This window comes from Sandaracinus amylolyticus, assembly GCF_000737325.1.
GTDB lineage: Bacteria > Myxococcota_A > Polyangia > Polyangiales > Sandaracinaceae > Sandaracinus > Sandaracinus amylolyticus.
In genome coordinates this window covers 8,057,781-8,080,670 of the sequence record NZ_CP011125.1, presented here as the reverse complement: position 1 = coordinate 8,080,670, position 22,890 = coordinate 8,057,781, and the positions used below count along the sequence as shown (strand labels likewise).

At 72.5% G+C, this 22,890-nt stretch carries 22 protein-coding genes; 9 read left to right on the top strand and 13 right to left on the bottom strand.

The genetic code is table 11. From position 1 onward, the window contains the following. Positions 1-6: 6 nt before the first annotated feature. The 4 genes from DB32_RS34060 to DB32_RS34045 all read right to left on the bottom strand — a co-directional run bounded on the left by DB32_RS34060 (position 7) and on the right by DB32_RS34045 (position 3,465). Positions 7-1,113, bottom strand: a complete 1,107-nt coding sequence (locus DB32_RS34060) for a hypothetical protein (protein WP_053236834.1) — start codon at positions 1,111-1,113, stop codon at positions 7-9. A 44-nt stretch (positions 1,114-1,157) separates the two neighbouring features. Next, positions 1,158-1,853, bottom strand: coding sequence for an HAD family hydrolase (locus DB32_RS34055; RefSeq protein ID WP_053236833.1), 696 nt, complete (start codon positions 1,851-1,853; stop codon positions 1,158-1,160). A 61-nt stretch (positions 1,854-1,914) separates the two neighbouring features. Continuing rightward, a complete protein-coding gene (locus DB32_RS34050; protein ID WP_053236832.1) occupies positions 1,915-2,298 on the bottom strand; it encodes a tellurite resistance TerB family protein in 384 nt (127 codons plus the stop codon). A 213-nt stretch (positions 2,299-2,511) separates the two neighbouring features. Continuing rightward, on the bottom strand, positions 2,512-3,465 hold the full coding sequence (locus DB32_RS34045; RefSeq protein ID WP_053236831.1) for an oxygenase MpaB family protein: 954 nt from the start codon (positions 3,463-3,465) through the stop codon (positions 2,512-2,514). Positions 3,466-3,535: 70 nt separating this feature from the next. Here DB32_RS34045 and DB32_RS34040 point away from each other — a divergent pair, with 70 nt between their 5' ends. After that, positions 3,536-4,189: an HAD family hydrolase gene (locus DB32_RS34040; protein WP_053236830.1), complete on the top strand. Its 654-nt coding sequence runs from the start codon at positions 3,536-3,538 to the stop codon at positions 4,187-4,189. On the opposite strand, the gene DB32_RS47450 is transcribed toward DB32_RS34040, so the two are convergent. Next, the gene (locus tag DB32_RS47450; RefSeq protein ID WP_053236829.1) at positions 4,170-5,915 is read right to left on the bottom strand and encodes a bifunctional metallophosphatase/5'-nucleotidase; all 1,746 of its coding nucleotides are present in this window, start codon (positions 5,913-5,915) and stop codon (positions 4,170-4,172) included. The genes DB32_RS34040 and DB32_RS47450 overlap by 20 nt on opposite strands. Before the next feature lie 192 nt (positions 5,916-6,107). On the opposite strand from DB32_RS47450, the gene DB32_RS47445 reads away from it, so the two are divergent. Further along, positions 6,108-6,866: a hypothetical protein gene (locus DB32_RS47445; protein ID WP_053236828.1), complete on the top strand. Its 759-nt coding sequence runs from the start codon at positions 6,108-6,110 to the stop codon at positions 6,864-6,866. Positions 6,867-6,879: 13 nt separating this feature from the next. Beyond that, entirely contained in the window at positions 6,880-7,509 is a 630-nt protein-coding gene (gene udk / locus DB32_RS34025) for a uridine kinase (RefSeq protein WP_053236827.1), read from the top strand. Between the two features lie 7 nt (positions 7,510-7,516). Here udk and DB32_RS34020 read toward each other — a convergent pair whose 3' ends face one another. Continuing rightward, positions 7,517-8,194, bottom strand: coding sequence for a hypothetical protein (locus DB32_RS34020; RefSeq protein WP_053236826.1), 678 nt, complete (start codon positions 8,192-8,194; stop codon positions 7,517-7,519). A gap of 203 nt (positions 8,195-8,397) precedes the next feature. Between DB32_RS34020 and DB32_RS34015 the strand changes: the two genes are divergently transcribed. Further along, entirely contained in the window at positions 8,398-9,822 is a 1,425-nt protein-coding gene (locus tag DB32_RS34015; RefSeq protein ID WP_053236825.1) for a DVUA0089 family protein, read from the top strand. 73 nt (positions 9,823-9,895) lie between these two features. Here DB32_RS34015 and DB32_RS34010 read toward each other — a convergent pair whose 3' ends face one another. Beyond that, the gene (locus DB32_RS34010; protein ID WP_053236824.1) at positions 9,896-10,996 is read right to left on the bottom strand and encodes a 6-phosphofructokinase; all 1,101 of its coding nucleotides are present in this window, start codon (positions 10,994-10,996) and stop codon (positions 9,896-9,898) included. Between the two features lie 55 nt (positions 10,997-11,051). On the opposite strand from DB32_RS34010, the gene DB32_RS34005 reads away from it, so the two are divergent. Continuing rightward, entirely contained in the window at positions 11,052-11,729 is a 678-nt protein-coding gene (locus DB32_RS34005; RefSeq protein ID WP_083458133.1) for a GNAT family N-acetyltransferase, read from the top strand. Between the two features lie 148 nt (positions 11,730-11,877). Then, on the top strand, positions 11,878-12,669 hold the full coding sequence (locus DB32_RS34000; RefSeq protein ID WP_053236823.1) for a VanW family protein: 792 nt from the start codon (positions 11,878-11,880) through the stop codon (positions 12,667-12,669). Here DB32_RS34000 and DB32_RS33995 read toward each other — a convergent pair whose 3' ends face one another. The 5 genes from DB32_RS33995 to DB32_RS49205 form a co-directional block, all read right to left on the bottom strand. Next, complete coding sequence (locus DB32_RS33995; protein ID WP_053236822.1) at positions 12,670-13,659, bottom strand: lysylphosphatidylglycerol synthase transmembrane domain-containing protein; 990 nt, start codon at positions 13,657-13,659, stop codon at positions 12,670-12,672. 121 nt (positions 13,660-13,780) lie between these two features. Continuing rightward, positions 13,781-14,821 carry a class 1 fructose-bisphosphatase gene (fbp, locus tag DB32_RS33990; RefSeq protein WP_053236821.1) on the bottom strand — a complete coding sequence of 347 codons (1,041 nt, stop codon included), beginning with the start codon at positions 14,819-14,821 and terminating at the stop codon, positions 13,781-13,783. Positions 14,822-14,849: 28 nt separating this feature from the next. Then, positions 14,850-15,389 (bottom strand): hypothetical protein, encoded by a 540-nt coding sequence (locus DB32_RS33985; RefSeq protein WP_053236820.1) that lies wholly within the window; start codon positions 15,387-15,389, stop codon positions 14,850-14,852. A gap of 43 nt (positions 15,390-15,432) precedes the next feature. Then, positions 15,433-16,233 carry a hypothetical protein gene (locus DB32_RS33980; protein WP_053236819.1) on the bottom strand — a complete coding sequence of 267 codons (801 nt, stop codon included), beginning with the start codon at positions 16,231-16,233 and terminating at the stop codon, positions 15,433-15,435. Between the two features lie 83 nt (positions 16,234-16,316). Beyond that, on the bottom strand, positions 16,317-16,838 hold the full coding sequence (locus DB32_RS49205; protein WP_240481282.1) for a helix-turn-helix transcriptional regulator: 522 nt from the start codon (positions 16,836-16,838) through the stop codon (positions 16,317-16,319). Between the two features lie 297 nt (positions 16,839-17,135). On the opposite strand from DB32_RS49205, the gene DB32_RS33970 reads away from it, so the two are divergent. Both DB32_RS33970 and DB32_RS33965 read left to right on the top strand, forming a co-directional pair. Continuing rightward, positions 17,136-18,020, top strand: coding sequence for a S1C family serine protease (locus tag DB32_RS33970; RefSeq protein ID WP_075097692.1), 885 nt, complete (start codon positions 17,136-17,138; stop codon positions 18,018-18,020). Between the two features lie 41 nt (positions 18,021-18,061). Further along, positions 18,062-19,804: a serine/threonine-protein kinase gene (locus tag DB32_RS33965; RefSeq protein ID WP_053236816.1), complete on the top strand. Its 1,743-nt coding sequence runs from the start codon at positions 18,062-18,064 to the stop codon at positions 19,802-19,804. 3 nt (positions 19,805-19,807) lie between these two features. Here DB32_RS33965 and DB32_RS33960 read toward each other — a convergent pair whose 3' ends face one another. Continuing rightward, positions 19,808-21,685, bottom strand: a complete 1,878-nt coding sequence (locus tag DB32_RS33960) for an IgGFc-binding protein (RefSeq protein WP_053236815.1) — start codon at positions 21,683-21,685, stop codon at positions 19,808-19,810. Between the two features lie 125 nt (positions 21,686-21,810). On the opposite strand from DB32_RS33960, the gene DB32_RS33955 reads away from it, so the two are divergent. Beyond that, positions 21,811-22,629: a hypothetical protein gene (locus DB32_RS33955; protein WP_053236814.1), complete on the top strand. Its 819-nt coding sequence runs from the start codon at positions 21,811-21,813 to the stop codon at positions 22,627-22,629. Positions 22,630-22,890: the final 261 nt, after the last annotated feature.

Genomic DNA, 22,890 nt, shown 5'->3' with positions numbered 1-22,890 from the left:
CGCTCGTCAGCGGTACGGGTCGAACCGGGACGGCGCCTCGAGCATCGCGTTCATGCGCGACAGCTCGTCGGGCGCGTACGCGTCGGCGTGGCCCAGGGGCAGGTTGTCGCGGATGAACGACTCGATCACCTCGCGCGCGCCACCATCGCCGCCGCTGTCGTCGACGTCGCGCCACAGCTCGAACAGCTGACGACGACGCTGCGCCGCCGGGACGTCGTCGGCCCAGACCCGTGCGAGCCGACCCCGCAGTCGCCGCAGCGCGGCCGCCATCGCGCGCTCGCGCCCCTCGCGCTCGAGCCGCTCGATGAGCTCCGCGTTGTCGTCCTCGAAGCGCTGCTTCTCGGCGGCGTAGGGATCGCGGCCCTGCGCGCGCTCGATCATGTCGTTGAAGTCGAGCGTCCCACTCGCCGAGACGCCTTCGGTGCGGATCGCGGGGGCGTCTTCGTACTGCACCTGGCCGTCCGCGGTGATCACCGCCGTGAACGCGCCGTGCTCGAACACGTACGTTCCGTCGGGTCGCGCCCGCGCGACGAGGCGCTCGCGCGCGGTGTGCTGCTTCGTCATCGCCGCCGCGCGGAGCCGCTCGTCCAGGTCGCGCTGGGCCTCGTGCTCGCTGCGCGGCGCGAGCGCTTCGAGCGGCGCCGTGGCGGGGCCGGATCTCGTCGAAGGTGCGCCCTCGACGACGAACGCGCTCCGCGCGACCGCTGCGGGATCGACGAGCCGTCGGATGCGTTCTCGGCGCTCCGCCTCGGTCTCGGTCGCGGTGGGCGGCGCCTCGCGCACCGGTGGCGCCTCGAGCGGCGCTTCGCCCGTCGACTCGCTCGGCGTCGGCACGAGCGCCGCGACGTCGCCGTGCTCGCGTACGACCCGTGGCATCGCGCGCGATCGGGCCGCGCTCGGGATGACCTCGGCGCGCGCCGCGGGATCGCGCGGCCGCTCGTCCTCGCGCTGCGCGGGTGGTGGATCCTCGGTGAGCACGAACGTGACCTCGCGCGACGCTCGCGGCTCGATGGGCGGCGCGTCCGGCGCGAGCTGCAGCGCGAGCACCGCGAGCGCATGGAGCGCCGCGGAGCCGAGGATCGCCGCGGGAATCCGCCGACGCACCGCACGCATGCGTGCTCATCGTGGCCGCGCGCGCACATGGCGCGCAACCGGGGTCAGCCCTCGAGGCCCGCGACGCCGCGCAGGTACGCGTCGATCCACGACGCGACCGAGGGCACCCGCGCGCCCGCGAAGTCGTCGTAGAAGCCGTACGGATCGACCAGCACCGCGTCGATGCCCGCGGCGTTCGCGCCCGCGACGTCGACGCCCGGGATGTCGCCGAGATAGACCGTCTCGTGCGGCGCGATCCCGAGCCGCGACAGCGCGCGCCGGAAGATCTCGGGGTCCGGCTTGCGCACGCCCTCGTGGTGCGAGTCGACGATCGTCTCGAAGCACTGCGCGAGCCCCACGTGCGCGAGCAGCTCGGGCAGACGTCCTTCGGAGTTCGACACGATCGCGAGGCGCACGCCCGCCGCGCGGATGCGATCGAGCGCGGGCGGCAGATCCGCGGGCACGCTGCGCCAGAGGTTGAGCCGATCGTGCGAGCGCCGCAGCGGCGCGATCATCGCCCGCGCGAGCGCGGGATCGAGCCCGCCTTCCTCGAGCAGCGTGACGAGGTAGAGCCCCCAGCCCTCCTCGTGCGACACCCCCTCGCGCAGCAGCGCCTCGTAGCGGCGCTTCGCGCGCCCCTCCACCTCGCGCAGCCGCGCGGGATCGACGTGGTGGCCTTCGTCGCGAACGACCTCGGCCACCCCGTGCACGTCGAGGAACGCGATCGTGTTGCCGACGTCGAGCAGCAGGACGCGGAGCATGGTCGCGCAGGTCTACGCGATCACGCGTCGCTCACAAGAGCGGAGCTCACGAGAGCGGAGCTCACAACAGCGAGATCAGCCGGCGCGCGCGCTCGTCGGCGGCCTCGAGCAGGCTCGCGGCTTCGTCGGTCGGGATGCGCAGCCGCTCCACGAGCTCTCCGACGATCTTCTTCTCCTGCTCGCTCTGCTGGCCGTCGATGTACGTGAGGATCACGGCGTGCTGCAGGAGCACACGACGATCGGAGGCCGACAGCTCGCTCAGCGGCACGTCGTCGAGCGTGCGGCGCGTCTTGGCGTACTCGCGGATCGCTTCGCGGTCCGCACCCTGGATCTCGAACGAGTCGAGCAGGGCCTCGATGACCTCGCTCTCCTCGCCCTCGACACGCCCGTCCGCCCACGCGACCGCGACGAGCGACTTGAGCATGGCCTCTTGGTAGTCCTGCATCCGCGTTCTCCCCGTGTCGTGTGGCTCGCCGCGAGGCTAACACGCGAGGAGAAAGGAGGCCGAGCGCGCCCGACGGGGATTGGGGTGGAGGTGACGGACGCGCTCGGCCCGAGTGGACGCGAACCGCTGCGCCGCTCGAAGTCGTAAGTTCAACTTCCAGCTGTCGATTGTCAAATGCCCGGCCGCACGCGGGTGAGGCGGCTCACGCGCAGCTCAGCGAACCGGCTCGATCGCGCGCAGCGCGATCTTCTCGAGCGCGCGCCCGAACGCGTCGTGCGCGGGCTTGCCCGCGAGCCTGCGCTTGGCCTCGACGTAGTCGGGGAAGTAGCGAAGCCGCTTCGGCGTGGTGCGGTACGTCGCGCGCAAGAGCGGGATCGATCGCTCGAAGATCGCCCTCTCGCGCGGGCCGAACGGCAGCTCGAGCTGCTCGCGCAGCCGCGGCGGCAGCAGCCCCGCGGTGAGCACGCGGTACCACGCGACGAACGGCGCCGCGCTCGGCCGCGGCGGCTGCAGCAAGAACGCGGCGATCTCGAGCGCGGGACGACCCACCGTGATCGTCTCGCTCGCCATCATCGCGCGCATGTACTCCTCGAGCTCCGCGAACGAGCGCGGCATCACGCGCTCGGGGATCCCGAAGAGCCCCGCGAAGAGCCGCGACTCCGCGTAGTAGCGCTCCTTCTCCTCGCGCGTGAGCGGCGCGACGCCGAGCTCGTAGAGCATCACCGCGGTGTCGACGAGCGTCGCGTGCACCCAGAAGAGCGCCTCGGGATCGTTCGCGTGGTAGCGATGCCCGTCGCGATACGCGCCGACGTCCTCGCGGATCGGGCCCTTGATGCCGGTGTGGATCCGGTGCACGCGCCGCGCGCTCTCGATCGCGTGATCGAGATCGCCGAACACCATCGCGAACACGTGCATGAACGTGCGGCGGAAACGCCCGACGGGATCGCGCCTCGTGTCCGAGTGCTGATCGACCGCGTGCGCGACGTACGGATGCGCGAGCTGCAGCAGCGCGGCGCGCCCGCCGCCGAGCATGATGATCCCCTCGCGGTTGATCCTCCACGAGATCGAGCCCGGCCCGTAGATGCCGGCGCGCGGATCCCGCGTGCGGGCGCGGACCTCGGCGATGCGTCGCTCGAGCTCGTCCCGCGTGACCGTCGCTGCCGTCATCGCTCACCTCGTGGCTGGAGCTGGGAATGCGCGCGCTGCCCGAATTCTAACGTGCTATCTCGCCCCCCGCATGACGGCCGTCATCTTCGATCTCGATGGAACGCTGATCGACAGCCTCGCGGACATCGCCGCGTCGCTCAACCACGCGCTCGCCGAGGCCGGTCTGCCGACGCACACGATCGACGAGGTGCGCGGCCTCGTGGGCTACGGCGCGTCCGAGCTCGTGCGTGGCGCGCTGCCCCCCGAGCACCGCGATGCGCGCTTCGCAGACGTGCTCGCGCGCTACCGCGCGCGGTATCGCTCGCACCTGATCGTGGAGACGCGCCCCTACGAGGGCATCGTCGAGGTGCTCGAGGCGCTCGACGCGCGCGGCATCGCGAAGGCCGTGCTCACGAACAAGCCGCACGCCGCGTCGGTCGAGCTCGTCGAGCAGCTCTTCGCGCGCTTCCGCTTCGACGCGGTGCTCGGACAGAAGGACGGCATCCCGCACAAGCCGGATCCCACCGGCGCGCTCGAGATCGCGCGCGCGCTCGGCGTGCCTCCGGCGTCGATCGTCTTCGTCGGTGACGGCGACACCGACATGCGCACCGCGCGCAGCGCGGGGATGCTCGCGGTGGGCTGCCTCTGGGGGTTCCGAGATCGCGCGGCGCTCGAGGCCGCGGGCGCGCATCACCTGATCGCGCACCCGCGCGAGCTCCTGCCGATCATCGACTCGCGCAGCTGACCGGGCGCGCGCTCGGCGCGCGCACCCGAGGCGCGTCGGGATCGAAGAACGCGCGCGACGCGAGCGTCTGCCCGCGCATCGCGCGCAGCGCATCGGCCATCGCCTCGCGGATCGGCGGATCGTCCTCGATCGTCAGCGCGCTGGGGTCGCGCTCGCGGATCGCCGCGAACGCTCCGTCGCCACCGCTCACGAGGAAGTCGCTCGCGAGCACGTCGAGCACCTCGGTGTCGCGCACGCGACGACCATCGCGCGTGAGCGACACGACGAGCTCCCCGCGCACGCACCGCGCCTCGGCGCGCACGCCGCCGAGCGAGAGATGGCCGCCGCCGCGCGCGAGGTTCTGCGCGATCATCGCCGCGAGCTCCGACGCGCGCATCCGCACCATCGCGAACCGGTTGTCGAACGGGAACGCCTCGTACAGCGCGCCGTAGCGCAGCGGCCCGGCGGGCAGATCCGCGCGCAGCCCGCCGCCGTTGATGATCGCGGCATCGGCGTCGGGGCGCGCGCGCAGCATCAGATCGACGAACAGGTTCCCGAGCGCGCTCTCGCTGCCGTACTGCTTGACGAACGCCTCGCTCAGCGTCGGTCCGAGCTCGTCGTGGCGCTGCGTGTCGGCCTGGGCGAGCGAGGGCGCGATCACGTCCGCGACGCGCGCATCGGCGACGACCGCCGCGCCTTCGTAGTCACCGGGCGCGCACGCGGCGAGATCGCCCTCCGCGCTCGCGCCCTCGGCCCTGCAGAGCCGCTGCGGCGGCAGCACCCGCACGTCGATCACGCGCCCGCTCGCGCGCTCGATCACGAGGTCCACGCGCCCGAACGCGACGCCGTACGAGTACGCCTCGATGATCGGGATCCCGTTCACGCGATGCGCGACCGCCTGGTGCGTGTGCCCCCCGACGATCGCGTCGACGGTGCCCGGCGGGAGCGCGCGCGCGACCTCGAAGATCTCCTCCTCGGGATCGCAGCTCGAGAGATCGTCGGGATCGTCGAAGCGCTCGCACTTCCCGCCCGCGTGCGCGGTGACCACGACCATCGCCGCGCCGCGCGCCCGCAGCGCGCGCGCTTCCTCGGTGATCGCGTCGGCGAGCCCGCGCATCGCGAGGTCCGCCACGTTGGTCGAGATCGTCGTCGTGAGCGTCTGCTCGGTGGTCACGCCGATCACGCCGATCGAGATGCCCGCGCGCTCGAGCAGCACCGAGGGCACGCCGAGCTCGGCGCGCGCGCCGCTCTCGCGCTGCATCAGGTTCGCGCTGAGGAACGGGAAGCGCGCCTGCTCGATGCGCGCGCGCAGCGCACCGCGCGGATCGTCGCCGGCATCGCGCGGCGTCGCGCGCGGCCCGATCGGCCCGTAGTCGAACTCGTGGTTGCCGATCGTCACCGCGTCGTAGCCGAGCACCTCGTACGCGCGCACCACGCTCGCGCCCTCTTCGAGGTTCGACTCGAGCGTGCCCTGGAACATGTCGCCGCCGTCGAGGAGCAACACCGCGCCCTGGTCGCGCGCACGCGCCGCGCGGAGGTTCGCGAGGTAGCCGGCGAAGATCGGCAGCGCGCGGATGTGACCGTGGAGATCGTTGGTGCCGACGATCGAGATCGTCGCGTTCCGCGGCGCCGCGGGCGCGGTCTCCTGCGCGACGACGGTGGGCTCGGTGGAGCGAGCGGGCGGTGGCGCGTTCCCTCCGCACGAGGCGAGGAGGGGCGCGAGGACGAGGACGAGCGAACGACGCATCGCGCGGAGCGTAGCGCGCCCACGGCACGCCTCGGCGCGTCGAGGTGTTGCTCGCGCACCACGGTCACCGCGATATCGCACGGAATTCACGGTGGTCTCGTGTTTGCGATGGGCCCCGTCCGAACATCGGCTCGCCCGCCCCGGGCCCTCCGTCCGCACGCGAGCGAGCACTCCAGCCAGGAGCCCCGTCGCATGACTCGCATCGTCTTCGCGCTGAGCACCCTCGCGCTCGTCGGGTGCACTCCGTTCGCGCTCTCGCCGCCAGCGCGCACCCTCCCGCTCGAGAGCTCCGCGACGCTCGAAGAGGGCCAGGCCTCGGTGCAGATCGCGGGCTCGTACATCGACGCGATCGACGTGCGGGGCGGGAGCGGATCGGTGCGCGGGCGCGTCGGCGTCGCGTCGCAGATCGAGCTGCAGGCCGAGGGCACGATCGCGCACCTCGACTACGGCGACGAGCGCTCGCCGCTGCTCGGCGCGGGCCGGATGGGCGTGAAATTCGCGCCCATCGAGTCGGTCGGGCTGGTCGCGGGCGTGGGCGCGGGCGGGCACTCGTACGGTCCCTTCGTCGCGCCCGACATCGGCGTGATCTTCGCGTACGAGAACCCTTACGTCGTGCCATGGGGCGCGGCCCGTGCGTTCGTCAGCCTGCCCGTCGATCCGAGCACCGTGCGCGTCACCCAGCCCGACGGCGACACCGTCGAGACGTTCGATCTCACGCCGCCGAGCACCGCGGGCTGGCAGCTCTCGACCGGCATCCGCATCCCGGTCGTGATCGACGCCGAGCTCGATCGACCGCGGCGCGGATCGCGCGTCGACATCCACCTCGGCGTCGCGTACTCGCGCCTGCACGGCCTCGAGGGCGGAGACGAGATCGGCCTCTACCAGGTCGAGGCCGGCGTCGAGATCGTGATCGATCCCAGCGTCGGCGCGCGCGCGCCCGCGGAGCTGTGATAGATCGCGGCCCATGCAGCCGTTCCTGGTGGGCGTCGCGGGGGGCACGGGGTCGGGCAAGACCACGGTGGCGCGGAAGATCGCGGGCGCGGTCCCGGCCGAGATGGTCGCGATCCTCGAGCACGACAGCTACTACCTCGATCGCCCCGACCTCACGTACGAGGATCGCTGCCAGCTCAACTTCGATCATCCCGACGCGCTCGAGTCGTCGCTGCTCCTGCACCACGTGCGCGAGCTGAAGCGCGGCCGAGCGGTCGAGATCCCGATGTACGACTTCAAGATCCACCGCCGCAGCCCGTACACGCGGCGCGTGGAGCCGACGACGATCATCGTCGTCGAGGGCATCCTCATCTTCAGCGACCCCGAGCTGCGCGCCGAGCTCGACCTCAAGCTCTTCGTCGACACCGACGCCGACATCCGCGTGCTGCGTCGCGTGCGTCGCGACATGGAGCACCGCGGTCGCAGCTTCGAGGCGGTGCGCGAGCAGTACTACTCGACGGTGCGCCCGATGCATCTGCAGTTCGTCGAGCCGAGCAAGCGCTGGGCGGACGTGATCATCCCGGAGGGCGGCGACAACCACGTCGCGCTCGACCTGATCGTCGCGAAGATCCAGTCGGTGCTCGCGAGCCGCGGCAGGATCTGAGCGGCTGCTACAGCGCGGCGATCGACTGGAGCACACGCGCGAAGAGCGCGTCCGGACGGCCGGTCACGTCGACTGGCGTCGTCATCTTCAGCATCACGAGGTGCCCTGCGTGACGGAGCTGCACGTGGACGCTCTCGGCGTCTCGCAGCTCGCCGCCGCGAATCGCGGCGCTGCTCCGGTACCGCGACACCGCCGCATCGGAGATCCCGGGGAGCGCGAGCGTGCGCGCTGGCTCCAGCATCACGAAGCCCGGCGCTCCCTCGATCGTCCGGACACCCTCTCGAGCCAGCTCGAGCACTGGTCTCTGCGTGTCCGACGGGCTCACCCACAGATGCACGACCGGCGTCACGCCCCGCTGGCGGTCGCGCACCAGCACGAGCTCGCTGACGCGTCCCGAGCGCTCCACGGTTTCCTGCGCACGCGCCGCGCGCTCGTCGATGCTCCGATCACCAGTGGTCGTCATGCGGCGAATGCAGCGGGACTCGTCCTCGCTGCGGACCTGCCAGTCCGGGAGCGCGAGGCGGACGCGCGCGGCGGTGATCTCGTACGGCACCAGCGCGTCGCTCGACGTCTGTGACTGTGCGCTCGAGCATGCCGCGCTCACGATGGCGAGCGCCGCGATCGCGACGCCGAGCGTGTCGTGGCTCCGTCTCCGTGTCTCCGCGCGCCGTCTCGTGTCGTCCATCGCTCGTCGCGCGCATCCTGAAGCGCCCGCGCGCGTTGCGCCCGCACGCCCGACCGGCTGCTCGACTCGCCACCCCTCGGCCTGACGGGCCGCCACCCGCCGTCCGCCACCCGCCGCCAGATCGCGCGAAAAACGCTGGGTAAGTGTGTGCGGAGGTAGGGCACGTCGATTGCCATCGGCTCGGGCACGAAAGGTCCGATCCGATGACCCGCACACTCCGCTGGCTCGCCCTCGTCCCCGCGCTGCTCGCCTGCCAGGCCGCTCCGGCCGACAAGGGCGTCGAAGAAGACGCGCCGCTCGAGGGCGCGGCCGACTCGTTCCGCAACCCGATCGATCACGGCGCGCTCGCGCTCGGCGGATCGGTCAGCGCGGAGATCACGCGCGACGAGTCGTTTCACGCGTGGACGTTCGAGCTCGGCGCGCAGGCGTCGATCACGCTGCGCACCGAGGGCGCGCGCGAGGTGGACACGATGCTCTACCTCTATCGCGAAGGCCCGCGCGGCTGGGGCTCGTACATCGCGCGCAACGACGACGCCGGCGGCACGCTGTGGTCGGCGCTCTCGCGCGATCTCGGCGCGGGGCGCTATCGCGTGATCGTGAAGGGCTACGATCGCCGAGTGCGCGGCGCGTTCACGCTCGTGAGCGAGTGCAGCGGCGAAGGGTGCCCGCGCGACGCGGGTGAGTGCCTCTTCGGGACGACGTACCGACAGCTGCGCGACAGCGCGCACTTCGAGCCGCTGCTCTCGACGGTGGTGCGCTCGCCCGACGGCATCTCGGCGGCGCGCGCGGCGCAGATCGTCGCGGCGGTGCGCGTCGCGTACGAGGACGCGACCGATCTCGCGAGCGCGCTCGCGGCGGTCGATCAGAACGAGGTGAACGTGCTCGAGCTCGCCGAGGTCGCGACCGGGCGCCGCTTCGTGGTGATCGAGTACGGCGCGGGCGACAACTCGTACGGCGCGGTGCTCGTCGGCGACACGACCGAGCTCGGCGCGGAGATCCACGACGGCGATCTCTACGAGTGCGTCGTGCTCGGCGCGCCCGGCGGCGCGCGCATCGGTGCGGACTGCGAGGGCTGGACCGGCAACACGTGCGCGGAAGGGCTGCGCTGCCAGGGCTTCGTGGAAGAGCAGGGCGCAGGTCGCTGTGCGCCCGAGGCGCGCGTCGAGGGCGAAGGCGCGCCGTGCTCGGCGAGCGTCGCGTGCGCCGACGAGCAGCTCGTGTGCGCGGGCCTCACGCGCGGTGACGAAGGCGTGTGCGTGCCCACTTGGCTGCGCGGCTCGTACGGCGAGGGCTACTCGATCGAGATCGGCGACGACGCGGTGCTCGAGCGCAGCGTGATCGTGTACGGCCTCGCGACGGTGGACACCGACGTGGAGATCCGCGCGCTCCTGAACCACTCGCGCCCCTCGGATCTGCGGGTGACGCTCACGAACCCCGCGGGCACCGAGGTCGTGCTGTTCGAGGGAGACGCCGAGCCCGGCTACGTCGAGCTCGACGGCCCCGTGCGCGGCTTCTCGGGCGACGAGCAGGTCAACGGCACCTGGACGCTGCGCGTCGCCGACCGCGTGAGCGGTGAGGTCGGCACGCTCGAGCGCTGGGCGATCGACGTCACGTCGCGCTGGGACTGAGTCTTCCGGGGGAGGCTGCGCCCCTCCCCTCTCGACCCCGGGCCGCTTCGCGGAGCGCGCCCGGGGCGCAGGCTCACGGCTCGTCGCCGAAGAACGTCCCGAGCGCGCGCGCGGTCTCGACCATCTCGCTCTTCGGATCGACGAGCTTCGGCTTCGCGATCGCATCGGCGATCGGCAGCGTCACGATCTGCCCGTCGCGCAGCGCGACCATCCGACCGAACTGCTTGGTCGCGACGAGGTCCGCCGCAGCGCGCCCGTACCGCGTGGCGAGGTTGCGATCGAAGCTCGACGGAGGGCCGCCGCGCTGGATGTGTCCGAGCACCGTCACGCGGATGTCGGCGCTCACGAGCTCGCGCAGCCCCTCCGCCACGCGCGATCCGGCGCCCATCAGACGCGGCATCGCGCCGGCGCGCGTCTCGCCGATGCTCCGATCGCCGCCGAGCGGCTTCGCGCCTTCGCTGACGACGATGATCGAGTACTTCTGCTTCGCCGCGCTGCGCTGCGCGATCATCTTCGCGATCGCGTCGATGCGATACGGGATCTCGGGGATGAGGATCGCGTCCGCACCGCCCGCGAGCCCCGCGTGCAGCGCGATCCACCCGGCGTCGCGCCCCATCACCTCGACGAGCATCACGCGGTCGTGGCTCGCCGCGGTGTCGCTCAGTCGATCGATCGCCTCGGTGGCGATGCAGACCGCGGTGTCGAACCCGAACGTCTGATCGGTCGCGCCGAGGTCGTTGTCGATCGTCTTCGGCACCCCGACGATCGGCATGCCCTTCTCGAAGAAGCGCTGGGCGATCCGCATCGAGCCGTCGCCGCCGATCGAGATGATCGCGTCGAGCCCGATCCTGTGCATGTTCTCGAGCACGCGATCGGAGATGTCGGTCTCGATCTCCTTGCCGCTCTCGCTCTTCACGACGTAGTGGAACGGATCGCCGCGGTTCGACGTGCCGAGGATCGTCCCGCCGCGCGTCTGGATGCCGCGCACGTCCATCTCGGTGAGCCACCGGTTCCCGTGCGGTGATTGGTATCCGAGGTCGACGAGGCCGTGGAACGCATCCTCGATGCCGAGCATCTCGAAGCCGTGCCGGGCGATCCCCGTCTTCACCGCGGCACGGATGACCGCGTTGAGCCCCGGACAGTCGCCGCCGCCCGTCAGAATGCCGACCTTCATGGCATCCAGCATATAGAACCCGCGTGCGCGCGCGCCGTGGTATGTGACCGGCGCCATGGCGACCCGCCGCAAACGACCGGCACCGACGCCCCCACCGCCCGAGCCCGAGAGCACCCCCGAGGACGAGCTCGCGCCGGCCGTCGCGGCCGACGAGATCCGCGTGCGACGCATCCATCGCCGCGATCTGAACCGCGTGTGGGAGTTCCTGAAGCTCGTCTTCCGCGACGTGAACCGTCAGACGCTCGAGTACCAGCGCCCGCGCAGCAAGCAGCGGTTCATCGAGCAGTACGAGGAGGAAGGCATCGAGCAGCTCGTGTTCGAGGTCGACGGCGACATCGTCGGGTACGCGGAGTGCGCGTTCGAGGTCACCGGCTCGGACAACTGGATCAACCCGCGCTTCTTCGAGTCGCGCGACATGCGGCCGCTCTTCGTCGAGGAGCTCGCGTCGCACCCGAGCTACCAGGGGCGCGGCGTCGGCATGTTCATGCTCGAGCAGCTGCAGCACCTCGCGCGCGTGCGCGGCTGCACGCACCTCGTGCTCGAGGTCGCGGAGAACAACGACTCGGCGCTGAAGTTCTATCGGAAGCGCAACTTCTACAAGCTCGATGCCGCGATCTTCCTCGCGCAGAAGGTCGAGAGCGAGCCCGAGCTGCTCCCGCCTCGGAAGCTCGAGAGGAAGCGCGACGAGGACGAGCCCGAGGACGGCGGGGACGGCGCGGCGGAAGCCGGCTGAGCCGAGCTTCCCGGGTGCGTCCCGCGATGCACGCGTCGTGTCTCCCCGGGAACACGACGCGCGCGGCGTGCCGCCGGATTCCCGAGCAGATTCACGGGCTCCAGCCCTGGCCACGTGCTTGCGACGACGCCTCCTCGGAGGGTCGGTCATGCGCACGGTGCTTCGCCTCGGTGTCTTCCTCGCGGTGCTCTCGAACGTCTCGGCTCCAGTCGCGCACGCGATCGTGCTGCGCGACGACGTCCAACCGACGACGAGCGACGCGTTCGCCGAGGTGATGGGCGAGCACGAGACGGCGTTCCTCGTCGACCGCGCGCACGCGGGCCGCGCGCACAACGTCGCGCTCGCGGCGTCGCTGCTCGACGGCGTGGTGCTCGCGCCGGGCGCGGAGCTCTCGTTCAACGATCGCGTCGGTCCGCGCACGCTCGAGGCGGGCTTCCGCGAGGCGCCCGAGCTGCACGACGGTCACCTCCACGAAGGCGTCGGTGGCGGCGTCTGTCAGGTCGCGACGACGCTGCACATCGCGTCGCTGCGCGCAGGGCTCGAGATCGTGGAGCATCGCGCGCACAGCATCCCGCTCTCGTACGCGCCTGCGGGCCTCGACGCGACGGTGTCGTACGGGCGCATCGACTTCCGTGTGCGGAACCCGTTCGCGCACGCGGTGCGGGTGCGCGCGGTCGCCGTCGAGGGCGAGCTCGTGGTGCGCATCGAGGGCGCGCAGGCGCACGCGCCGGCGGACGTCGAGGCGACGGTGGTGCGCACGATCGAGCGCAACGAGACGCGTGTGGTCGACGCGACGCTCGCGAGCGGCGCGCGCGTGGTGGAGGATCGCGGCCGCGACGGCGTGGTGGTGCGGGTGCGCGCGACGAGCGCGGACGGCACGCGCGTCGAGCGCACGGTCCGCTACGGCGCGTCGTCGCGCGTGGTGCGCGTCGGCGCGTGATCAGGTCCGGTCGGGGGCGAGCTCGGTGCTCGCGGCGCGCCGCTCGCGGGCTCCGCGATCGAGCATCAGCAACACGCCGCCGACCAGCGCCGGCACCTGGCCCGTCACGTAGCCGAGCAGCGCGACGAGCACCGCGTCGCTGGTGGGAACGCCCGCGCCCGCGAGCAGCATCACCGCGACGCCCTCGCGCACGCCGACGCCGCCGATCGACAGCGGCAGCAGGATCGCGATGGTGATCGCATTGCCGACCGCGAGCAGCGTCGTCGTCGAGGCCGCGACGCCGAGCGACGCGCCGGTCGCGGCGAACACCGCCGAGATCGCGAGGTGCGTCACGATGCCGAGCACGAGGGCCGACGCGATGCGCGACGCCGAGAGCTGCTGCGCCGCGAGCGCCTCCGCGATCTTCTCGACGCGCCCGCGGATCGCGCGCGGCGCGACGCGCGCCAGCGCGCGCGTGCGCGCCGGCGACGCGAGCAGGAAGAGCCCGAGCACCGAGCCCGCCGCGATCGCGAGGGCGAGCGGCAGCGCGCCTGGGCCGAGACGATCGAGCGCACCGAGCGGCGCGAGCACCGCGCACACCGCGGCCATGCCCACGAGCCCGAAGAGCTTCTCGACGAGGATCACGCCCGCGCTCCCCGGCATGTCGCCGGTGCGCCGCGCGACGTCGTAGGCGCGCCAGCCGTCGAGCCCCGCGGTCGAGGGCGTGAAGGCTCCGATGAAGCGTCCGATCAGGAACGAGCGCAGCAGCCACGGCGCGGGCTGCCCGAGGCCACGCGCGTCGAGGAGCACGCGCCAACGGGCCACGCCCGAGAGCACCGCCGCGAAGTGCAGCGCGACCGCGACGACGAGGGGAACCGCGGCGAGCTGCCCGATGCGCTCGCCGAGCGCGTCCATGCCCTCGCGCTCGGCGATCGTCATGACGAGCCACGCGAGCAGGCCGATCGAGATGGCGGCCTTCACCGCGAGCAGGAGCCGAGCGCGCTTCTGCATGGAGCCCCCTCGCTACCTTCCGGGCTCCGTGGGGTCAAGCTCTCGCCGTGTGGCGCGCCGAGCGACGTCGCGCTCTCCGCGGGAATTCGCGCCGCGCCGGGAGCATCCCGGCGCGACGCGATCAGCGGGCGTCCTTCGCGACGAAGCGCTCCGCGTCCGCGACGTCTTCCTTGCTGCCGATGAACAGCGGCACGCGCTGGTGCAGCGCCGTGGGCTCCACGTCGAGCACGCGCTGCGTCCCCGTCGACGCCGCGCCGCCCGCCGCCTCCGCGATGAACGCCATCGGCGAGCACTCGTACAGCAGCCGCAGCTTGCCCTCGGGCGCCTTGCGATCCCCCGGGTACGCGAAGACGCCGCCGCGCAGCAGCGTGCGATGGAAGTCCGCGACGAGCGATCCCACGTAGCGCATCCCGTAGGGCTTCCCGCCCGGCGCCTTGTCGCTCTTCAGCGTGTCGATCCACTCGGTCACGCCGGGCGTCCACTTGCTGCGGTTGCCCTCGTTGATCGAGTACGTGTTGCCGCGCGTCGGCATCCGCAGGTTCTCGTGCGAGAGGAAGAACTCGCCGACCAGCGGGTCGAGCGTGAAGCCGTGCACGCCGTCGCCGGTCGTGTAGACGAGCATCGTGCTCGAGCCGTAGATGATGTAGCCCGCCGCGACCTGCTTGTGCCCTGCCTGCAGGCAGTCCTGCGCGGTGCCGGGGCCGCTCGCGGTGACGCGACGGTGGATCGAGAAGATCGTCCCGATCGACACGTTCACGTCGATGTTCGAGCTGCCGTCGAGCGGATCGAACATCAGCACGTACTTGCCCTGCGGGTACTGCGGCGGGACGGGGATCGTCGTCTCGTCCTCCTCGCTCGCCATCACGCAGACGTGGCCGCCCGCTTCCACGCAGCGCACGAGGATCTTGTTGGCGAGCTCGTCGAGCTTCTGCACGGTCTCGCCCTGCACGTTCACCGCGCCGGTCGCGCCGAGGACGTCGGCGAGCCCCGCCTTCGCGACCTTGCTCGCGATGACGCGCCCCGCGAGCGCGATCGCCTGGAACAGCCCGGTGAAGTCGCCGCTCGCGCCCGGCGTGCGGCGTTGACGCTCGAGGATGTGCCGGTCGAGCGTCCAGCCGAGCTCGTCACCGCTGCTCGGGCCCACCGATTGATTCGTGCTCATCGCGTCTCTCTCGTCCTCTCGTCGAACGTCAAATCCGGCGGCGCGCCGGGCGCGTGCTCGCGGCGTGCTCGGTCGCGCCGAGCGCATCGTCGTCGTCGACCGCGACGCGCGCGCGCGGTCCACGGGTCTCGCCCTTGCCGCCGCCCGAGCCCTTCTTCGCGCCGCCGTCGTCGCTGTTGTCGAGCTCGACCAGCGACCCGTAGACCCCGGCGATCGCGGGGAGGAAGATCACCGGCAGCGCCGTCCACGCCGCGCTCCCGACCCCGGGGAAGGGCAGCTGCACCGCGCCGTAGGCCGAGCCCAGCCAGTACAGCAGCGCGCCGATGCCGACGCCGACGAGGCCCTTCAGCAGCGCCTCGATCCACGCGCCTTCCCGCCACGGCGGCTTGCCCGCGAACACGCCGGTCGTCCCCGACGTGCCCATCGCGAGCAGGTACCCGAGCAGCCCGCCCGAGGTGACGAGCAGCGGTCCGCCGGTGGCAGAGTGGAGCCCGTACTGGATGCCGGCTCCGATCGCGGCACCGAGCACGAGCCCCTTCAGCAGGCCGACCACGAGCCGCTTGAGCATGCGGCGAGGGTAATCGCCACATGTCCAGCGGCAAGCGAACCGTTCACCGCACGACGTGCGAGATCGCGCCCGCTTCGCCCGTCGTCACCTGCAGCTGACCGACCGACTGCTGCACGCAGCGCTCGCTCTGCGTGCCCTGCCACGGCGGGTCGAGCGAGAGCCGCACCATCCCGTCGCGGCCCCACTGCGCGCGGACCATCGTCAGCTCGCCGCGGGGCACGCACGCGCGGATCGCGCTGCGCCGCGCGTCGAGCTGACCGCGGATCGCCTGATCGACCGCGGGATCCGCGCGCTGCGGCACCACCACGACCGAGCTGTCCGGCGTCGACGGCGTGGGCGCCGTCACCCGACCGGGCGGCGGCGTCGCCTCCACCACGCGACCGGTCGCGCCTGCGCCCGCGGGCGGCGTCGTCATCGCCCACTCGCACTGCGACACGTCGCACGCGAGCTGGTACTGCGCGCTGCGCCCGCAGCCCGACACCTGCCGCACGTTCTCGGTCGGCGCGCTCACCACGAGGCGCTCGAGCGGGCAGACCATCTCGTTCGCCGCGCGCATGTTCACGGGCATGATCGGCTGCCACTCGGCGTAGCGCGAGCCCTGCACGAGCGCGTACTCGCGCACCACGCCGCAGCCCATCGTGGAGAACACGCGCTCCGAGACCTGACGGATGCCGATCTCGCGCGCCGGGCACGCCGTGTGGCGCGACGCGACGGCCTGCAGGTTCTCGAGCCGTCTCGCGGTCGCGACCGGAGCCGCCGGCGGATAGCCCGTCGAAGGAGTGCTGCATCCCGCCACGACGCTCGCGATCGCGAGCGCCGCGAGCATCGCTTGCTTCGTGCGCATGCCGCGATGCAGAGCATCACGCGCGCCAGCTCTCGGGAGCGGACTGCCGCGCTCTCACGCGATCGGCGCGAGAGCGCGGCCCATCACAGCATGACCAGGCCGCGACGGGCGGCGATGACCACCGCCTCGGTGCGCGTGCCCGCGCCGAGCTTCACGAGGATGCCGTTCACGTGGAACTTCGCGGTGTGCTCGCTGATCCCGAGACGGCGCGCGATGCGACGGTTGGAGAACCCGCCCGCGAGCAGCTCGAGGACCTCGTGCTCACGCGACGTGAGCTGCACCGGCGGTCCGTCCTCGCCCGTCGGCGGCGGAGGACCGAGCGTGAAGTCGAGCACCGTCAAGCCCGCCGCGACCGCGCTGAGCGCAGCCACGAGCCGAGGCCCGTCGGGACGACGCATGACCGCACCGCGCGCACCGCGCGCGAGCGCCGCGCGCGCCTGGGGCTCGCCTTCCGCGAGCACGACGCTCGGGATGTCGAGCTCCGCGACCGGCTGGAGGCCGGCGTCGAGACGTGCGCGCGACTGGCGATCACCCCCGTCGGGGTTGACCGCGCCGGGATCGAGCAACGCGACGTGCGCGTCCTCTGCGCGCTCGACGACGCGCACCGCAGTTTCCTTGGCGAGGCTGGCCGCGAGCGCTTCGCGTACCAGGGGATCGTCCGCGACCACCAGCACACGGAGCGCTTCGCCAGGGTTGGGCCGCCGGATCTTCGAATTGGCCGACACAGTTCCAGAACCTGCGGCTGGACGCCCTGGTGTCAACGGTAGGACATCGCATGGTCGCCCCTCCCCGAGCAGTCGGGCAGGGGCTGCCTCGTGGGGCGATGCGCCGCACGTGGTCGCACGCGCACCCTCGCTCGCGTGGTGGCTCTCGTATTCCCGAGCCGCCGAGGAGAGTGCGTGATGAGCAGTTCGATGCTGGAGCTCGGCGACTCGCTCGCCGTCGCGGTGGAGCGTGCGTCGGCGTCCGTGGTGCAGGTGGTGTCCCCACGCCGCGCGAGCGGCACGGTGTGGAGCGACGATCTCGTCGTCACCGCCGCGCACGTCGTGCGTCGCGACGACGCGCGCGTGCGCCTGCACGACGGGACCGAGCGCGCCGCGCAGGTGATCGGCGGCGACCCCGCGACCGACGTCGCGGTGCTGCGCGTCGATGGTGGTGGCCTCACGCCGATCACGTTCGCCGACGCGAGCGCGGTGAAGGTCGGTCACCTCGCGCTCGCGCTCGGTCGTCCGGGGCGCAGCGTGCGCGCGAGCCTGCGCATGATCGGCGTGATCGGGACCGACGTGCCGACGCGCGCGGGCGCGCGCCTGTCGCGCTGGATCGAGAGCGATCGCGCCCTGCCCGCGGGGTTCTCGGGCGGGCCGCTCGTCGACGTGACGGGCGCGGCGATCGGGATGAGCACCGACGGCCTGGTGCGCGGCGCGGACCTCGCGCTCGCGAAGGAAGAGCTCGCGCGCGTCGTCGACGAGATCGCCGCGCACGGTCAGGTGCGTCGCGGGTGGCTCGGCGTCGCGGTGCACCCGGTGCGCCTGCCCGACGTGGTCGGCGCCGAGATCCAGCAGCGCAGCGGCGCGCTGATCGTCGCGGTCGAGCCGAAGAGCCCGGCCGACGTCGCGGGGCTCGTGCTCGGCGACGTGATCTGGGCGATCGAGGGCGCGAAGGTGCGCGGGCCCGAGGACGTGATCGGCGCGCTCCGCAGCCGCGTCGATCAGTCGCTGCGCGTCAGCATCGTGCGCGCGGGCAAGCTCGAGGACCGCACGGTGACCACGGTCGCGCGCGCGGCGTGAGGGACGTGTGAGCGTGGTCCACGTCGCGATACGCTCGCGGCGTGGACGAACGGCTCGAAGGAACGACGCTCGGCCGGTATCGCGTCGGGCGTCTCCTCGGATCGGGCGGGATGGGCGCGGTGCACGCGGGGGTGCAGGAGCCGCTGGGACGCCCCGTCGCGATCAAGGTGCTGCGCCCCGAGATCTCGCGGAACGCCGACATCGTCGCGCGCTTCAAGCGCGAGGCGGAGCTCGCGGCGTCGCTCTCGCATCCCAACATCGCGCAGGTGACGGACTTCGGCGTCCACGACGCTGGTCCGAACGAGGGCCGCGCGTACCTCGTGATGGATCTGCTGGAGGGCGAGTCCCTCGCGGCGCTGCTCGCGCGCGAAGGGCGCCTGTCCGAGGGGCGCGCGCAGCGCATCACGATGCAGGTGCTGAGCGCGCTCGCGGTCGCGCACGAGCGCGGCATCGTCCATCGCGATCTGAAGCCCGAGAACGTGTTCGTGCAGCGCGTGAGCGGGATGGAGCTCGTGAAGCTGCTCGACTTCGGCATCGCGCGGATGCTCGACGACGATCACTCGATGACGCGCACCGGCGCGGTGCTCGGCACGCCCGCGTACATGAGCCCGGAGCAGGCGCGCGGCCGGCGCGTCGACGCGCGCAGCGACGTGTGGTCGATCGGCGCGGTGATGTACCAGATGCTCGCGGGGCGCCGGCCGTTCGAGAAAGACAACTACCACGAGCTCATGTTCGCGGTGGTCGAGGAGACACCGGCCTCGCTGCGCGAGCTCGATCCCGCGACGTCGCTCGCGCTCGCGAGCATCGTCGAGCGCGCGATGCACAAGACACCCGAGGCGCGCTTCGCGAGCGCGCGCGAGATGGCCGACGCGCTCGCGGCGGTCACCGGGCTGCGCGAGGACGTCGCGGGGATGCCGGTCACGCGCGTGTCGACGGGGGCCGGGTCGGATCCGGGCGCGCGAGCCGGGCGGGGACCGCGGGACGTGTCGGACGGCGCGTTCGCCGCGACGATGGCCTCGACGGGGTCGGGGTCCGGGTCCGGGACGGCTCCGGGGAAGGGAGCGGGGCAGGGGCGGGACGCGGCGCCGCGACGGGGGACGGCGGCGTGGATCGCGCTGGCGGTGATCGCGGGGATGATCGGCGCCGGTGCGTGGGCGCTCGCGGGGCGTGGAGACGACGTCGCTACGACGACGACGACGACGACGACGAGCGGCGCGGAGGCGGAAGTCGCTGCGCCGATGATGCCGATCGCGCCGACGGCGGCCGAGACCGCGACCGAGTCCGAGTCCGCGACCGAGTCCGAGTCCGAGTCCGCGACCGAGTCCGAGTCCGCGACCGAAGCTGCCGCGACCGCGACCGAAGCTGCCGCGCCCGAGACCGCGGCCGTCGCGCCGCGTGCTCCTGCCGCGCCGCACGAGATCACCGCGACGTGTGGAGGCTCGGAGGTGCAGCTCGTGATCGTCGGGCGGCGCGAGCGGGTGTGGGCCTCGAGCGCCGCCGCGATCGAGAACGTGCCCCCCGGCACCATCACGCAGCTGCGCGATCTCGTGAACGCGCGCGCCGCCGCGATGAGCGCGTGTCATCGCGGCCACGCGCTCCTCCAGGGGCAGTGGTACACGCTCAGCGTCGGCGCCGACGGACGCGTGCAGCGCGTCGAGCCGTTCGTGTTCTGCCCGATCGATCCGCCGGTCGTGCAGTGCATGGAGCGCGCGCTCGTGGGCACCGAGCTGCTGCCGAGCGAAGGCGGCTATTCGTTCAAGGTCGGCGTCGGCGTCTCGCGCTGATCGTCAATACAGCACCGTGATCGGATCGAGGTTCAGCCCCGCGGGCGACGAGTAGCTCGTGAAGCTCCCGAGGCCGTACGCGATCAGCCCGAACGGCTCCGTGCTCGAAATCGCGTGCGTGCCGCCCGCGAGCGGGATCACCGCGATCTCGCGCCCGCCCACCGTCACGAACGTCGCGCTCACCGCCGCGCCGTCGAGCGTCAGCGCCACGCCCGGCTGCCGCACCACGAGCAGGTGGTTCTGCCCGTTCGTGCCCGCGTTGTACGAGCTCGGCAGCACGAACGTGTAGTCCTCGCGGTACTGCTCCGAGGGCACCAGCACCGTCACGTCGGGATCACCCCGCTGCGCTGCGGGCTCCGTCGCGTACTGACCGCGCAGGTACTGCGCGACCATGATCGCGCTCGTCCCGGTCACCTCGAACGGGCTCGTCACGTCGAGCTCGAGGAACTCGCCGCCCCGCAGCGCGCCACCGCCCACGCCGCCCTGCGGCGGGCTCACCGTGACCGTCGTGTCCTCGTACGCGATCACCCGCAGCACGTTCGTGCCGCCGATGCTCCCGTCGCCCATCGGCGCGCCGACGAACGCGCGACCCCAGCTCTGGATCGGCGGCAGCTGCTCCTCGAGGTGATCACACGCCTCCGCGCTCGTCGGCACGTACGCGCACGCGTGACCGCCGAACACCGCGACCGGTCGATCCGCGGTGATGCGCGTGCCCGTGAGGTCGTAGTCCTGCTCGCGGCAGGTCTCCATCACGTCGCAGATCTCGCCGATCGGCGTGCTCTCGCACTCGCGGTTCTCGACGTACCCGGGGCGGCCCGGCGCGCACTCCGGCGGGATCGCCGCCGCGATGTGCACGACCTCGCCCTGCTGCAGCGTGACCACGAACGAGCCGCCGGTCGGCGTCGCGGGGAAGCGCCCCGCCGCATCGGCCGCGACCGCGCCGCGCGCCGACACCTGCACGCGCGTCGGCTCCGGCGACACGCCCACCACCGCGATGTAGCCCGGGTAGCGCAGCGCGTTGCCGTCGACGGTGCGGCTCAGCGGGTAGTACGCGAGCCCGACGTAGTCGCCGGTGAGCACGTGCGTCGGATAGAGCAACGTCGCGTCGTTGGTGAACGAATTCGCGCCGCCGCTCGAGTACTCGAACGGGTTGAACTGCATCGCGATCACCGGCACGTCGCTCGTCATGCGGTACGCGCCGCCCGCGACCGTGATCGAGCGCCAGTCGTCGGGCTGGATCCCGTCGAGGCTCTGCCCCGGGATCCACGGCAGCGGGATCTCGGCGAGCCCGTTCGCCGCGACGGTCCCGGTGTACGCGTCGACGCCGTTGCGCGTGATGCGCACGTTCGCCGCGGTGTCGTTCGGGTTCGCGACCACGACGCGGAAGTCGAACCTGCTGCCGTCGAGCGCCGGGTTCGCGAGCGGCGCGGGCCAGTACTCGCATCCCACGTTGCTGCGCGTCTGCTCGGCCTCGCCGCACGCGTCGCCGCAGTAGCCGTTGCCGCCGCAGCTCGAGCCCCACTCGCTGCAGTCGCGCCCGGTGAGCCACGCGCGTCCGTCGGTCGCGCAGACCATCGACACGGTGCCCTCGCAGCGCCGCGATCCCGGCACGCAGAGCACGCACCCGAGCCCGGGCGCGCACACGTCGCACGCGACCTCGTTCGTGCGCGACATCCCGTCGTCGCCGCAGACGAACGACGTGTTGCCCGCGCACGCGAGACGTCCCGGCGTGCAGCGCAGCCCGCCGTCGACCCCGGGCGCGACCTGCCCGTCGGCCAGCGGTCCCGCGTCGCGCGATGGACGTCCGGGCCCGTCGTCGGTGCACGACGGGAGCAGCAGCGCGAGCAGACACGTCGCGGCGAGGCAGAGAGCGAGGCGCATGCGATCGATGCTATCGACGCGACTGCGCGCGACGAGAGGGGTCGTGTGAGCGCGCGCGTGAGTTGGCCGGAGTTGACAGTCGACGCGGGGGCGACGAACGTCGCCGCGTTCGAAAGGGGGATCGAATGGCGAAGAAGAAGAGCCCGAGGATCGCGCGCCCAGCGGCCGCGCCGGACGAGGTCGCGGCGGCGTATCAGCGCACCGAGAAGGACATCGAAGCGCTCCCGAAGGAGCGGGTGGGGCGCGTCAACGCCGACGTGCCGACCGCGGTCTCGCTGGCGCTCGGCGCGCTGCCCGCGCTCGAGTCGCTGCGCGGCGAGCTGCAGGCGGCGCTGAAGCACCCGCCGCTCGCGGAGATCGCGCGCCTCCACGATCGCGCGCTCGCCGCGCTCTACGCGCACCTGCACCACGCGCCGAAGATCACGGTGAGCGAGGCCGACCTCGAGGAGGCGCGCGTGCAGCGCGAGCGCTTGCTCGCGTCGGCCGACGCGCACGTCGCGCACGGCCAGCTCGACGCGGACGCGATCGCCGCGGTGCGCGAGGGTCAGGGTCACCTCGATCGCGCCAACGATCTCATCGCGCTCGCCGCGCTGTTCCGCGGCGTGTGGAGCGAGCTCGAGGGCCACACCCAGGTGACGGACGCGCAGCTCGATCGCGCGACGGTGCTCGGCACCACGCTCGTCGCGGCGCTCGGCGCGAAGGAGCTCGGCACGGGACCGGCGACCGGCGGCGCGAGCTGGAGCGACCGCCGCAATCGCGCGTTCCGCCTGCTGATGAACGACTACGACGAGATCCGCTGGGCGGTCGAGTACGTGCGCCGCCACGAGGGCGACGCGGCGAGCTACGCGCCGCCGCTCTACCTCAACCAGCGCTCACGCCCGCGCAAGCCCGACGAGACCGACGCGCAGCGCGAGGAGGGCGGCAGTCTGGTCGGCAACGGCTGACGCGCGCGCCCGCACGAACGAGCCCTCCGAGGTCCATCGACTCGCGCCGCGGCGCGATCGGAGCCCCGGAGGGCTCGTCGTGTCTTCACGGCGCGAAGGGGGGAGGGCTCGAGGGCTCGCAAATCGCCGCGCCGCGACGTCGAGAGGGCTCGAGGGCTCGAAGATCGGCGCACCGCGACGTGGAGAGGGCTCGAGGGCTCGGAGATCGCCGCGCCGCGATGTGGAGAGGGCTCGCGGGCTCGCGAGATCGCCGCACCGCGA